This window comes from Emticicia oligotrophica DSM 17448 (genome assembly GCF_000263195.1).
In the GTDB taxonomy this organism is placed as follows: domain Bacteria; phylum Bacteroidota; class Bacteroidia; order Cytophagales; family Spirosomataceae; genus Emticicia; species Emticicia oligotrophica.
Map to the genome: position 1 here is coordinate 101545 of NC_018748.1, position 13889 is coordinate 115433.

11 protein-coding genes and 1 tRNA gene are annotated in these 13889 nt (G+C 34.7%); 5 read left to right on the plus strand and 7 right to left on the minus strand.

Annotation, left to right across the window (positions count from 1 at the left end):
- Positions 1 to 74 precede the first annotated feature (74 nt).
- From EMTOL_RS00450 to EMTOL_RS00460, 3 genes are all read left to right on the plus strand, one after another.
- A tRNA-Val gene (locus EMTOL_RS00450) sits at positions 75 to 149 on the plus strand.
- Between the two features lie 10 nt (positions 150 to 159).
- Complete coding sequence (locus EMTOL_RS00455) at positions 160 to 1272, plus strand: glycosyltransferase family 4 protein (protein ID WP_015027282.1); 1113 nt, start codon at positions 160 to 162, stop codon at positions 1270 to 1272.
- A 44-nt stretch (positions 1273 to 1316) separates the two neighbouring features.
- Positions 1317 to 2501 carry a glycosyltransferase gene (locus EMTOL_RS00460; RefSeq protein ID WP_015027283.1) on the plus strand — a complete coding sequence of 395 codons (1185 nt, stop codon included), beginning with the start codon at positions 1317 to 1319 and terminating at the stop codon, positions 2499 to 2501.
- A 3-nt stretch (positions 2502 to 2504) separates the two neighbouring features.
- On the opposite strand, the gene EMTOL_RS00465 is transcribed toward EMTOL_RS00460, so the two are convergent.
- The 5 genes from EMTOL_RS00465 to EMTOL_RS00485 form a co-directional block, all read right to left on the minus strand.
- The gene (locus EMTOL_RS00465; protein WP_015027284.1) at positions 2505 to 3479 is read right to left on the minus strand and encodes an NAD-dependent epimerase/dehydratase family protein; all 975 of its coding nucleotides are present in this window, start codon (positions 3477 to 3479) and stop codon (positions 2505 to 2507) included.
- Positions 3480 to 3699: 220 nt separating this feature from the next.
- The gene (bshB1, locus tag EMTOL_RS00470) at positions 3700 to 4419 is read right to left on the minus strand and encodes a bacillithiol biosynthesis deacetylase BshB1 (protein ID WP_015027285.1); all 720 of its coding nucleotides are present in this window, start codon (positions 4417 to 4419) and stop codon (positions 3700 to 3702) included.
- 98 nt (positions 4420 to 4517) lie between these two features.
- The gene (locus tag EMTOL_RS00475; protein ID WP_015027286.1) at positions 4518 to 5642 is read right to left on the minus strand and encodes a M23 family metallopeptidase; all 1125 of its coding nucleotides are present in this window, start codon (positions 5640 to 5642) and stop codon (positions 4518 to 4520) included.
- A 103-nt stretch (positions 5643 to 5745) separates the two neighbouring features.
- On the minus strand, positions 5746 to 6687 hold the full coding sequence (trxB, locus tag EMTOL_RS00480) for a thioredoxin-disulfide reductase (protein ID WP_015027287.1): 942 nt from the start codon (positions 6685 to 6687) through the stop codon (positions 5746 to 5748).
- A 109-nt stretch (positions 6688 to 6796) separates the two neighbouring features.
- Positions 6797 to 8671, minus strand: a complete 1875-nt coding sequence (locus tag EMTOL_RS00485; protein ID WP_041693721.1) for an OmpA family protein — start codon at positions 8669 to 8671, stop codon at positions 6797 to 6799.
- A 144-nt stretch (positions 8672 to 8815) separates the two neighbouring features.
- On the opposite strand from EMTOL_RS00485, the gene hemJ reads away from it, so the two are divergent.
- A complete protein-coding gene (gene hemJ / locus EMTOL_RS00490; RefSeq protein WP_015027289.1) occupies positions 8816 to 9349 on the plus strand; it encodes a protoporphyrinogen oxidase HemJ in 534 nt (177 codons plus the stop codon).
- 38 nt (positions 9350 to 9387) lie between these two features.
- Here hemJ and EMTOL_RS00495 read toward each other — a convergent pair whose 3' ends face one another.
- Together EMTOL_RS00495 and EMTOL_RS00500 are read right to left on the minus strand one after the other, a co-directional pair.
- Complete coding sequence (locus EMTOL_RS00495; protein ID WP_015027290.1) at positions 9388 to 10878, minus strand: M28 family peptidase; 1491 nt, start codon at positions 10876 to 10878, stop codon at positions 9388 to 9390.
- 87 nt (positions 10879 to 10965) lie between these two features.
- Positions 10966 to 13005 carry a thioredoxin domain-containing protein gene (locus EMTOL_RS00500; protein WP_015027291.1) on the minus strand — a complete coding sequence of 680 codons (2040 nt, stop codon included), beginning with the start codon at positions 13003 to 13005 and terminating at the stop codon, positions 10966 to 10968.
- A gap of 302 nt (positions 13006 to 13307) precedes the next feature.
- On the opposite strand from EMTOL_RS00500, the gene EMTOL_RS00505 reads away from it, so the two are divergent.
- Positions 13308 to 13844 carry a hypothetical protein gene (locus EMTOL_RS00505; protein WP_041693345.1) on the plus strand — a complete coding sequence of 179 codons (537 nt, stop codon included), beginning with the start codon at positions 13308 to 13310 and terminating at the stop codon, positions 13842 to 13844.
- Positions 13845 to 13889 lie beyond the last annotated feature (45 nt).

Genomic DNA, 13889 nt, shown 5'->3' on the forward strand with positions numbered 1-13889 from the left:
ACATATTTATTTCAAAATATTTGAAGTTTTATTCAATTTCAAATCATTTATTGAATTTATACTACTTAAAATAAAGGATGTTAGCTCAGTTGGTTTAGAGTGTCGCCTTGACAGGGCGAAGGTCATCGGTTCGAATCCGTTACATCCTACGGTTTATATATGAAGATTCTTTACGACCATCAGTCATTTTCAGGGGCAAGATATGGAGGTGTTGCAAGATATTTTTATGACCTTATGCACAATCTAAAATATGAACAAGGCGTAGAAGTTGAATTAGCTTTACAGTTTTCGAATAATGACTATTTAAAGAATGAAGATATAAAAAAGGTAATTCCTTTTAGCTTTTTTTTGGGATACGGACGGACAAATATGATGTTTTCGCATATTAATCGACTTAACAGTGCCCTTCATTTACTTCGCAATAATTTTGATGTTTTTCATCCAACCTATTTTAATGATTATTTCTTTACTTTTTTAAGTAAAAAGAAGCCGTTTGTCATTACACATCACGATGTAATTCCAGAAAAATTCTCTACACAATATGCTTGTTTAGATGGATTTGATAAATATCATAAACAAAAAGTATTAGAAAAAGCCTCAAAAATTATTGCTGTTTCAGAAAATACAAAACAAGATATTTTAGAAATTTTCAAAATCGAACCCGAAAAAGTTGAAGTAATCTATCATTCTACCCATTTTGCTACTTTTAAACCAAACGACTCGATTAAGATAAATGTGCCGGCAAGGTATTTACTATATGTAGGCAATCGAGATAATTATAAGAATTTTGATGTTTATGTCGAGGCAATTGCCCCACTACTGAAAAAACAAGATGATTTACATCTCATTTGTGCAGGAAATGGCAAGTTTACCCCTACCGAACAAGAGTTGTTTAAAAGTCTGAATGTGGAAAAGCGAATAATCCATCATGAAATTGAAAATGATGATGTATTATATCAGTTATATAATCATGCACTGGCTTTTGTTTACCCATCTCTTTACGAGGGTTTCGGAATTCCAATTCTTGAAGCCTTTGCTTGTGAGTGTCCAGTTATATTGAGTAATCGCTCTTGTTTTCCTGAAGTTGGACAAGATGCCGCCATCTATTTCAACCCAATAGATAAAGAACAAATAGCTCACGAAGTTGAAAAAGTAATTGATAATCAAGCTTTAAGAAGAGAATTGATAGAAAAAGGGAAAAAGCGACTACAAGACTTTTCTCCGTCAATTACAGCCTCTAAAACACTTAAGGTTTATCAAAGCATTTTATAATAATCACCTAATATTTCTATTAATTTTACAGAAACTCCCTTTGTATGCGAATCATTATTTGCGATATATACGTTCGATTAGTTGGACATAATTTAGGTCATATTCAAAATATTCTTCGATTTTTAGAGACTTCTCCAAGCAATAACGAATACGTCTTTTTATTGAATCCAGAAGCAAAAGCAATTCCCTCAATAAAAACTTCATCGAAAAATGTAACCATTACTTTTTTCACTGATGAAGAGTTTGCTCCGTTTACAACAGGCATGAGCATCATAAAATCTACTCAAATAATTTGGAAGCATATTACTCGCTATACGAACGAGTATAAAGCCGATAAAGTAATTATGATGATGCTTGATATGTTTCAACATACTATTGGAAGTACAAGATTTCCAGCTCAATTAACGGGTATTTTATTTAGCCCTTATCCAAGAGTCATTCCACAAGATTCGACACTTCGCTCCAAACAAAAATATACCATCACAAAAGCAAGAAAACTATTCACTACTTGGTGGATGTGCCGAAATTCTCAATTGAAGAAGGTCTTTATTTTTAATGATTTGGAAACAATCAAAACAATGAATGAGACAATGGGTACTAATATTTTCACTTATTTGCCCGACCCTGTCTATGATTATCCGACTCGCCAAGATTTAATCATCAGAGAGAAATACCAAATTCCATTGCATAAAAAAATTCTTTTGGCTTTCGGGTATATTGACGAGAAGAAAAATGTTGTAAATCTACTCAAAGCACTTCAAGATTTATCGGCCGAAGAAGCCTCTAATATTTGCCTATTAGTAGTTGGAAAAATCAGAGCCGAACACCATGATGCTCTAATGGAAAGTTTAAATAAAGCTAAAGAATTGAGACCTGAACTACAAGTAGCGATGGAAAGCCGCTTTGTTGATGATGATGAAATGGAAGCTTATGTCAATCAGTCGGATATTATTTCGGTAGCCTATATTAATTTCTTTGCCTCGAGTGGAGTTATTGGTTTAGCGGCTCGACATAATAAGCCTGTATTAGCAACCAAATTTGGCGTAGTAGGTGATTTAACGCGTGAGTATGGCCTAGGCTTTACTGTTGATGGCTTTAACCCTGGTGAAATCAAATCGGCAATGATAGATTTTTTAAAAGGGAAAAACGCTTACCCCGAAAGAGCAAGCGTTTTTGTAAGCAAGCATAGTAGCGAAAAATTCATTAAAACTTTACTCGAAATTGAGTAGAGTTTAGACGATTTCAACTTCTTTAGTTGCTTGTTCGGCTATCCAATTATATGTTTTGGTAATTCCATCTCTTAAAGACTTAGAAGGAGCCCAACCTAGTTTTTCTTGAATAAGAGCATTATCTGAATTACGTCCACGAACACCTTCTGGACCTGGAATGTTCTTAATTGTAATATTTTTGCCTGAAATTTCAGCAATTAGTTTAGCAAAATCATTGATTGAAATCATTTCTTCTGAACCAATATTTACTGGACCTGAAAAATCTGATTCCATCAAGCGACGTACGCCTTCTACACATTCATCAACGTATAAAAACGAACGAGTTTGCTTTCCGTCTCCCCAAATTTCAATAGTTCCACCATCTTCTGCCTCAATAACTTTACGGCAAATAGCAGCGGGGGCTTTCTCACGGCCACCTTTCCAAGTACCTTGCGGGCCAAAAATATTATGAAAACGAGCAATTTTTACATTAATTCCTAAATTACGTTGGTACGTAAGGTATAAACGCTCACTAAAAAGTTTTTCCCAACCATATTCACTATCTGGAGCTGCTGGGTAAGCAGATTCCTCAGAGCACTTTGGATTTTCTGGGTCTAACTGATTGTATTCAGGATACATACAAGCTGATGATGAATAAAATATTTTCTTAACACCTGCTTGTTGAGCTGCATGAAGCATGTTTAGATTACAAAGTGCTGAATTATGCATCACAGCTGCATCATTTTCACCTGTAAAAATATATCCTGCTCCACCCATATCGGCAGCTAATTGATAAACTTCATCAAAACCTCCTTCAACAACTTGATGACAAACAATAGGATCTGTTAAATCTCCAATTATAAATTCATCGGCATTGCCATTATTATATTCATTGTATTTCAAATCTACTCCTCTAACCCAATAGCCTTCACTTTTTAAACGCTTTACTAAGTGACCTCCAATAAACCCACCAGCTCCGCATACTAATGCTCTTTTCATATTTGTTGTTCTTCGAAATGAAAATTTAATATTCTTAATAAAATACAAATTTAATAAATCAAAACCGAATATTACAATTAGTATCCAAAGTATTTATATTTTAGTCGATATATTCAATAAATTATGATATAAACTTTATATTATTTGGTGAAATAGCATTGTCTATTAATCAATAAATAGAAAAAATCAACAAGGTCAAATAATAATATTCTAGAAATTATTATATCAAATTAAAAAAATCAGTAATACCAATCATCTTTGTTTTTGTATAACCTTCACCAAATTTTGCTCCAATCATGTGCCCCATCTCTTGAGAGCGTGCTTTTAGAAATTCTAAAAACTCAGGACTTGTCAAATAAGATTCCGGCTCCTTACTATTTGGGTCATAAAACTGGCTTCTATAAGCCCTAATAGAAGCTTCTTTTAAATCCCAATACTTTGAAATATCAACCACTAAATCAGGTTTAATAAATCTATCTTGAATATAGTTGTAGAGTGCTTTAGGACGCCAAGCCAGTTGCTCACTTCCATCAAAATCAAAGGTTTTTATCATTCTTAGACCTGAATAAAAACAAGCATCAATTGCCAAAGCTGCACCTTTTCCATGGTCAGGATGTCGATCCTCAATAGCATTCGCCAAAACAATTTCAGGTTGGTATCTTCTGATTGCAGCTATTAATTTCATTTGGTGTTCTTCATCATTTTTAAAGAAACCATCTCGAAATCCTAGATTTTCACGAACTGATATATCTAAGATTTTAGAAGCGGCGGCGGCTTCTGCTGCTCTTATCTCAGGAGTACCACGAGTACCTAGTTCTCCTCTAGTAAAATCAATGATTCCAACTTTTTTACCTTGTGCAATTGCAGAAGCAATCGTTCCACCACAAGACATTTCAGCATCATCAGGATGAGCGGCAAGTACAACTAAATCTAATTTCATGTTAAAAGTTTATTATTGACTCATATTTAATTATAAAAAAAAGCGACGAAAAAAAGTTCACGTCGCTTATAGTATCAATTTAATATCTTTTTATCTTTTTATTTTACCCTAAGTCTATATCCCACTTTAAGACGGGTAGAAGAACGAATCTTGTTTAATTTACATAATTCGCCTACACTTGTATTAAACTTATTGGCAATTTCACTTAAATTTTCACCTGAACGAACTCTATACCAAACTTTTCTACTAACCGCAACTGGTTCGTCAAATTCAAAATCCCCTTTACTTGCTCCACCTCGCAAATAATCATAAACACGAGAAGTGAGTAAAAAATCTTGTGAAATGATATTGATTTGATTGGGACTAAAGCTAAAAATATTTCTTGGGTCGAAAGGATTTCCTTCATAACGTGTTTCGAAGTGAAGGTGCGGGCCTGAGCTCCTACCTGTATTTCCACCTTTTCCAATTTCGTCACCAGCTTTCACAACTGTGTTTGGTTCAAAATTTATTTTAGAAAGGTGGCCATAAAGTGTCTCTAAACCATTGTAATGACGTAAAACAACACAACGACCATAGCCTCCACGTGTACTTGCCACACGAACAATACCATCAAATGCCGCTAAAATGGGTTCGCCTGTTTCTAAATCAAGATCAGTTCCTGTGTGCCAACGACGCCATCTCCAACCAAATTGTGAGTTGGTAACACCTTTTGCCATTGGACCAGACCAATAACGTCCTTGAGAAATATCGTATAATTTTATTGGCACCACATCATCAAATTCTTTAGCATCAATGCCGTAAGGGTCAACCGAGTCAGTATCCCAAACAGAAAAATAACTGGCAATTTTCACCATTTCTTCACTACCAACAAATTGAGCTTCATCTTCAATTTCTACAATTTGCACCTCACCTTCATCAATAGTTGAAGTATCTTCATGGACTGCCGTATTAACCTCTTTAATAGGTTCTATTTTTACAGAAGGGGCAGATTCTACTGCTTTCGGAGCTTCAAACTCATTCACAAATCTAAGTTTAGGCTCTTCTTCAAAGCTAAACTCATCATCATTTTTATTCGATTTATTGAAATTTTTATCTTTTGCTTTCGAATCCTTCTGATTGGTAGGAATATTAGGCTTATTAATCTTCAGCCCCCTTTCACGTTGTGCAAAGGTGGATGTTGATAATGCCAACACTATAATAATTGGTAATATAGCCTTTTTCATGTTTTAATTGTTTTGATTATAAGGCAACACCAAAATTGTTACTAAAAGAGTAGCAAAGCTCATTTTGAACAAATTTAGTAACAATTTTATGCAATAGTACTAATTAGTGCAAACCTTGAGCAGCTAAATATCTTTCAGCATCGAGAGCTGCCATACAGCCACTTCCTGCGGCTGTTACTGCCTGACGGTAGATTTTATCTTGGGCGTCGCCACAAGCAAAAACTCCTTCAATATTTGTACGGCTACTTCCTTTTTCAGTTTCGATGTAGCCTTCAGTGTCTAATTTTATAAAATCTGCAAAAATTTGTGTATTCGGTTGGTGTCCAATTGCCACGAAGAAACCTGTCACATCAATAACACTTTCTTCATTGGTTTTACTATTTTTGATTCTTGCACCTGTTACACCATCCTTACCTAAAACTTCAAGTGTTTCTGTATTGAAAAGTACCTCAATATTCGGCGTATTTTTCACACGTTCCTGCATGATTAAAGATGCACGAAACTCATCACGGCGAACCAGCATGTACACTTTCTTGCAAAGTTTTGATAAATAGTGTGCTTCTTCACAAGCAGTATCACCTGCTCCTACGATGGCTACTTCTTGTCCACGGAAAAAGAAACCATCACAAACTGCACAAGCAGAAACACCATATCCATTCAAACGTTGTTCTGACTCTAAACCTAACCACTTTGCAGAAGCACCCGTAGCTATAATAACGGTTTTAGCAACAATTTCTTGTGCATCATCAATAATTACTTTGTGGGCACCAGGTGTAGAAAAATCTACTTTAGTTGCCATACCATAGCGATTATCTAAGCCAAAACGCTCCGCTTGTTTTCTGAAATCTTCCATCATTTCAGGGCCTTGAATACCTTCTGGATAACCAGGAAAGTTTTCAACTTCAGTAGTAATTGTTAATTGACCACCCGGCTGCCCACCTTGATACATCATTGGTTTCAAACCTGCACGTGCAGCATAAATTGCTGCTGTATAACCCGCTGGGCCTGAGCCCAAAATTAATACATCTACTTTTTCTTGTGTCATAAGACCCCAACCTCTAAGGGATTTATTTTAATTTATAAATACTTACTTATCTACCAATAACATAAATACTTGGGTGCAAAGTTCGGCAAAAAAGCCCTAAACGGCAAGTTTACAAAATACTCATTTCAATTCTTCGGTTAATTTGTCGATTTTCTTCCGTTGAATTCGCAACTAAAGGTTTGGTTTTTCCATAACCTTTTGTTTTGATATTCGCTGGGTTTACTCCTTTCTTTATTAAGTAATCAGCAACGGCCATTGCTCTTTTTTCAGAAAGTACTTGATTATCAGCTTCTTTGCCGATATCATCGGTGTGACCCGCAATTTCTACTTGTAAAGACGGGTTTTCTTTGAGCAATAGTTGCAACTTATCCAACTCAACGAAAGACTCAGGTCGGAGTTCAACTTTTCCTGAATCAAAAAATATGTTATTCAGTATAGTTTTTGCATCTTTTTTGATTGGGTCAAGTAAAATATTTATTTTTTTTCCATCTGCATCGCTTTTTTCCAAAAAATCAAAAGTCAAACTTTTAAAGAAATAATCTTTTTTATTGATAAAAAGTCCATATTGGCTTCCATTGGGTAAAATAGCGGTATATTCTCCCGTAACAGCATCTGAAATGACTTTCTGGATTGTAGTTTTGGTTTTCAAATCGACAAGTTCGATTTCAGCAGAAAGATTTTTATTTGTCGAAGCATCTTGCACTATTCCTTTGACATAATTTGCCCTTTTGAATTTATCATTTAATTGTTTAGGAATAGTAAATTCAAACAATCGAATATTATTGTTTACGTTGGAAGAATAATATCCTTTCGAGCCATCAGCAGCGATGAATAAGGCCACTTGGTCTTCGAAATTATTAATTGGATAACCTAAATTTTCGGGCTTAGAATAAGTATTTAGTTTCGATTCTGTGATGAATAAATCTAATCCTCCCATACCTAAATGACCATCAGAAGCGAAGAAAAGTGTTCTACCATTGGCGTGTATAAATGGTGAAACTTCATCATAAGCAGTATTGATAGTTGTACCTAAATTAATTGCTTTCGTCCAATTACCCATTTCATTTAATTCACTCATCCACAAATCTTTACGTCCGTACCCACCTTGTCTATCAGAGGAAAAATACAAAATTCTTCCATCATTCGACAAACTTGGTTGGGCATCCCAAAAAGGACTATTTATACTTGCCCCTAAGTTCTGAGGGCTACTCCAGTCATTCCCAATTTTCTTTGAAATATACAAATCACAACTTCCTAAACTATTTTTCCCATCGCAACTTGTAAATACTAAAGTTCGACCATCGGCAGATATGCTACACGTTCCTTCATTATCGGGTGTATTTATTTGCTCGGAAATACTCTTGGGAATACTCCATTGGCCATTTTCAAAATAAGAAATGTACAAATTTTCGTCGCCATCATCGGAGCGTGCTGTAAAAATAAGTGTCTCGTTGTCAGGTGATACTACTGGAAAATACTGTTTATTTTTAAAATTAATTTTGGCACCTAAGTCTTTGGCTATTAACTCAAAAGCGTTTTTTTGAGCTTGCTCTCCAAACTTGCATTGTTCAAGCTGGCGAGTCAATTGCTTCATTATTGGACTATTGGCAGAAACATTTTTAATCGAAAAACTCAAATATTCCTTTGCTTTTGCATAATTTCCTGCTCTTAGTAAGCGAGTACCAACATAAGTGTATCCTTGAGTAAGAAGTGGGTCATTAGGTCTTAATTCAATGGCTTTTGAATAAAATTTAATCGCATTTTCTTGGTTTCGTGCAACTTCATTGATTTGTCCAAGTTTGAAATATGGGTCAGTGAATGTGCTATCTTTTTCAATCGCTTTGAAAAGATTCTCAATAGCATCAACACTTTTTTTTTCAGTAATATTCTTAAGTGCTTTATCGTAATATTCTTTTGCCTTAGGATTTTGTGCAGAAATGGATATTGAAATAAACAAAAGCAGAGTGGTAATTATTTTTGTCATAAATTTCATTTTTCAAAAATTTAATTTAAAACGTAAGATGCCATTTCATTGTTATCTTTGCAGTAAATTAAAAGAAATTTATAATAATTGAAAGTCAATAAAAATCATTTAATAAATTAAATTTACTATTTCCCAAAGTTTAAAATGCTACATTTATATCTCAAATCTCTACATATTATTGGCTTTGTTTCTTGGTTCGCAGGGCTATTTTATTTGGTAAGAATGTTTGTTTATCATGCAGAAGCCGATGATAAACCCGAGGCTTTAAGAGAAGACTGGAAAAAGCAATATACTGCTATGCAATGGCGAGTTTATAAAATTATTTGTAATCCTGCCATGATGATTACTTGGACTTGTGGAATTTTGATGCTGGTAAACACGCCTGAATTTTTACAACAAAGTTGGATTCATATCAAACTTACACTTTTGGTCTTACTAACTGGCTATCATTTGTATTGTAAAAGTATCATTAAAAAGCAAGAAACGGGACAAGCTACTTTTACATCTTTTCAATTTAGATTACTGAATGAATTACCAACTTTATTTTTAGTCGCAATAGTGCTATTGGCGGTTGTGAAAGATTTATTAAACTTTGCCTATCTATTTTTGGGCGTGTTAGCCTTTGGCTTTACCCTATTTTTTGCCGCAAGAGCTTATAAAAAATTTAGAGAGAAGTAAATAAAAAGGACGAAGCGAACCTTCGTCCTTTTTATTTTTTATTTGTAAAGTTCATTAAATGCCTTTTCGTACTTGTCTCCTACCTTCCATTTTGGAGCAATTGGTCGGTCGGCAATCAATCGAGCAGCGTAAGTATAGGATTGACAGTATTTCAATAAATAATCTACACTAATTGACTCTGGGCTATCAGTAACTTTGTGATAAAACTTATTTATCTCTGCATCGAAGGCAGTAAACCCTGGGGAGTAATCTGGTGCCGGAATACCTTTTACAGCCAAATTTACATTATCTGAGCGGTCGAATAAGTTTTGTTCAGGTGCTGGATCAGAAATAGCCGTTAGTCCATAAGCTTTAGCGGCCGTTTCGATTTGAGTCTGTGCATCAGTTCTGTCAAGACCAATAACCGTTACTTTTGTGGTATCATTATAACCTGCTCCATCACAATTAAGGTTATAAATACATTGTTTCAAAGGAACTAAAGGGTGTTCGGCATAATACTTACTACCCAATAAACCAACTTCTTCTCCTGTATAAGCAATAAACAAAATTGAACGCTTAGTAGGCTTTTGAGTAAATGATTTCAAGGCCGATAAAACTGCAACTGTTCCAAAAGCATTATCTCTTGCACCATTAAAAATCGTATCAGTTTCTGTCACGGCTCCTCCCCTACGGCCAGTACCAACGTGGTCGAAATGGGCAGAAAGTATCACATATTCATTTTTCAAAACGGGGTCGGTTCCTTCTAAAACCCCAACAACATTATAAGCTAAAACTTTTTTCTTTGAAACTTCACTCACATTCAAGCTTAGGGTTGATAAGGTTTCTTTAGAAAACTTTTTAAGGTGAGCATTACTTATCCAAATATGCGGAATATCGGCACTTGATGGATTTTCAGGAGATAAATTAAGTTTTTCGCCTCCCATAAAATTAGTAATTGTAGGCCAAGGATATTTCAAATTATAAAGCTGAATAAATGCAGCCGCACCATTTTTAGCAGCAAAATCAACTTTTTTTGCCGAACCTCTCAAATTTTCTGAAGGGTCATCGCTATTCGGAATACCAAACTGAGCAATTACAATTTTTCCTTTTACATCAATACCTTTATAATCATCTTGATTGGCATCAACCCAGCCGTAACCAACAAAAACTGCTGGAACATTCTCTAGTTTTGTAGCTTTTCCACTCAACATTATAAAATCTTTTGTCCATTTAAGCGAATCACCAGCCACCAAAACTTCTCCTTTTTTTATAGGTTTAACTTGTTCGAATGGAACCGTCTGAAGAAAATCTTTTTGTCCTTCTGCAGTTTTCAAACCCTGTAAACGAAATTGTTCAGCTATATATCTTGCCGCAACATTATTAGTAACTTCACCAGTTCTTCGGCCTAACATTTCATCAGAAGCTAAAAAACGAATATGTGCAGCCAATTCTTTTTTAGGTAATGAATACTCAGGAAGTTTATTGATTTTTTGTGCTTGAGTAATTAATGCAATCAAGCATAAAGGGATGAATAGATGTTTAATTTTCATTGTATATGGTTAATTAATTTGTTTTAAAGTATAAAAGAAAGATTCTTTAAAGATTTTTATTTATATACATTTTCATTATTTGAAAAATTAATTGACACCCTGCAATAATTCCACAGCTTTTTCTACTTCAGTTGTTGGGAGCTGACATGTTTTATCAAAACATACAAATATCGTTGTTTGAGCATCTTTAGTAACACGATTTTGTAATAGTGGTAAATTTGAAGTATTGGTGGTTCCAACAAATACCTTATTCAAAATTAAAACTTCGTCTATTTGCTTTCTGATTTTTGTTATTTCCTTACCAACCATTGCCACTTCAGCGGTTGGTTTGGTATGTTGCGTTGCCAAACACGCCCATTGCGTTACCCACTGTGGGTCGGTTAAAACAATTCTCTTCATTTTGCCTATCATCAAATTGCTTATTTGAATAAAATCATTTCTTCCCAAAATCAAGCCTAAATTATATAAATTAGTAGCCATGATTGAGTTAGATGCAGGAATAACATTATCAAAAATTTCTTTCTTGCGAGCAATTAATTCTTCTCCTTGGCTATCGGTAAAATAAAAGAATTCGTCTTCATCATCATAAAAATTAGCTACTGTATAAATGGCTAACATTTCAGCCTCATGAAGCCAAACTTCATCGAATGTTACTTGATAGAGAGCCAAATAGGCATCAATTACACTGGCATAATCTTCTAAATATGCCACAATATTTGCCTTGCCATTTTTGTAATTATGCCATAAACCACGTGCCTCAGAACCATCCTCATTCATCACTTTAATAGACATACAATCTTTGATGAAATGGGCATTTTTTAGAGCTAAATCTAAAAATTTTTGATTATCAAGATAACGATAGGCATCAACCAAACCTTTAAGCATCAGTCCATTCCATGAGCATAAAATTTTATCATCAAGCCCCGGACGTACTCTTTTTGCTCGAAAATCAAACAGTTTTTGTTTAATTTCAGCAGTTAAGGGCCAGCCATTTTCCATAAAATCACGTTCTTCCAAATGCACAACATTATTTCCGTGTTCCCAATTTCCTGCCTCTGTAAAATCAAAAGTCTCAATAAAAGGGCCTGCATCTTCTCCCAATGCTGCAATTATTTCCTCTTTTTTCCAAATATAAAATTTACCTTCTTCTCCTTCACTATCGGCATCTAAAGCTGAGTAAAAGCCACCCTCTTTACTCATCATTTCTCGTTCGAGCCACTCAATCGTTTCGGTTACTTTAGCTGCATAAAAATTATCAGGATTACCTTCAGACTTTGTCAATGCGTAGGCTTCGGCATACAAAGAAATCAATTGTCCATTATCATAGAGCATTTTCTCAAAATGTGGCACTTTCCAATCTTCATCGGTTGAATATCGTGTCCATCCACCACCAATCGTATCGTAAATCCCTCCTAAAGCTACCCTATTGAGGGTGTGAATGAGGTGTTGATAGGCTCTTTTATCATTAGTAATTGAATAATATCTTATCAGAAACTTCCAAATGCTGGGCATCGGAAACTTTGGACTTCTATTCATCCCACCCTTCTCAAAATCAAAATCTTGATGAAGTCTATTAAAAATAGTGGTTAGTTCTTCTTCCGAAAAGCTCAAAGTATCTTCAACCGACATTCGATATTTATCAGATTCCTTGACCAACATATTTTGAGTAAAACCTTCGGCAGATTTTTGTAGTTTTTCTCTGTCATTTTTAAAGGCATTGGCAATACTCTCAACCAAATTTGCCCAATTTCTCGGTGGGAAATAGGTACCTCCGTAAAAAGGTTTGGCATCAGGCATTAAAAAAACATTCAATGGCCAACCGCCACGTAAACCCATCGCTTGAAGAGCATCCATATAAATAGCATCAACATCGGGGCGTTCCTCTCGGTCAACCTTTATACATACCAAATGTTGATTCATAATTTGGGCAATTTGTTCATTTTCAAATGATTCTCGCTCCATCACATGGCACCAGTGACAAGCCGAATACCCAATACTTACTAAAATGGGTTTATCTTCTTCTTTCGCTTTTTGAAGTGCCTCTTCTCCCCATGGATACCATTCAACTGGATTGTGGGCGTGTTGAAGTAAATATGGACTGGTTTCGTTGATGAGTTTATTTTGCATAATTGATTTTTCAAATAGATAATTTAATGTTAAATCAAGAACATTACCTTTCTAACATTTTTTTGCTTTAAATAAGTTTGTCAAAAATAAAGAGAAATATGTATCATGTCATTCAAGTTAGCATATTTTGCTCTTAATTCTGTAAAAATAAAATCGTCTTTTCATTTCCGTTTATGGAAAAGATTGTTATTTTTGATTGATATTTATTCAATTCCAGCTAAAAAGGCTTCAAATTAGCTCATAATGTTTGAATGAATATTGTAGATTTAACCTATTCTCTTCATTTAACCTTATCTAAATCTATGAAAAAGACACTCATTGCTGCTGCCATTGGCGGCCTCATTATGTTTATTTGGCAATTCCTTTCTTGGACGATAATCGATACTCATCGACCCATGCAAAACTACACGCCCAAGCAACAGGAGATTTTAGATTTTTTGAGTAATAATCTTGAAGATGGTGCATATTATCTTCCAACTACACCTACTGGTGCTTCAATGGAAGAGCAACAGAAACTCATGGAAACATCAATGGGTAAACCCTGGGCGGAAATCCGTTATCATAAAGCCTTAAATGCCAATATGCCTTTGAATATGGCCAGAGGTTTGGCTGTTAATATTTTAGTAGTTTTGCTCTTTTGCTCGTTTTTACTAAATAATTCACTTGAATTTAAAGGTATTCTGGCCTCAGCTTTGGTTTTTGGCTTAATCTCTTATTTGATTACTGAATATACCAAACAAATTTGGTTTGAAACCAATTCTATACCTGATTTAATTGATGCCATTGTTGGTTGGGGTTTGGTGGGCTCTTGGCTCGGTTGGTGGTTAGGAAGAAAATAAAATTCAAAACAAACGCCACTTTACAAATGCAAAGTGGCGTTAAAT

Excerpts from the sequence above, each read along its gene's own strand:
- EMTOL_RS00455 (WP_015027282.1), top strand. The coding sequence starts at position 160 with ATGAAGATTCTTTACGACCATCAGTCATTTTCAGGGGCAAGATATGGA.
- EMTOL_RS00460 (WP_015027283.1), top strand. The coding sequence starts at position 1,317 with ATGCGAATCATTATTTGCGATATATACGTTCGATTAGTTGGACATAAT.
- EMTOL_RS00465 (WP_015027284.1), bottom strand. The coding sequence starts at position 3,479 with ATGAAAAGAGCATTAGTATGCGGAGCTGGTGGGTTTATTGGAGGTCAC.
- bshB1 (WP_015027285.1), bottom strand. The coding sequence starts at position 4,419 with ATGAAATTAGATTTAGTTGTACTTGCCGCTCATCCTGATGATGCTGAA.
- EMTOL_RS00475 (WP_015027286.1), bottom strand. The coding sequence starts at position 5,642 with ATGAAAAAGGCTATATTACCAATTATTATAGTGTTGGCATTATCAACA.
- trxB (WP_015027287.1), bottom strand. The coding sequence starts at position 6,687 with ATGACACAAGAAAAAGTAGATGTATTAATTTTGGGCTCAGGCCCAGCG.
- EMTOL_RS00485 (WP_041693721.1), bottom strand. The coding sequence starts at position 8,671 with ATGACAAAAATAATTACCACTCTGCTTTTGTTTATTTCAATATCCATT.
- hemJ (WP_015027289.1), top strand. The coding sequence starts at position 8,816 with ATGCTACATTTATATCTCAAATCTCTACATATTATTGGCTTTGTTTCT.
- EMTOL_RS00495 (WP_015027290.1), bottom strand. The coding sequence starts at position 10,878 with ATGAAAATTAAACATCTATTCATCCCTTTATGCTTGATTGCATTAATT.
- EMTOL_RS00500 (WP_015027291.1), bottom strand. The coding sequence starts at position 13,005 with ATGCAAAATAAACTCATCAACGAAACCAGTCCATATTTACTTCAACAC.
- EMTOL_RS00505 (WP_041693345.1), top strand. The coding sequence starts at position 13,308 with ATGAAAAAGACACTCATTGCTGCTGCCATTGGCGGCCTCATTATGTTT.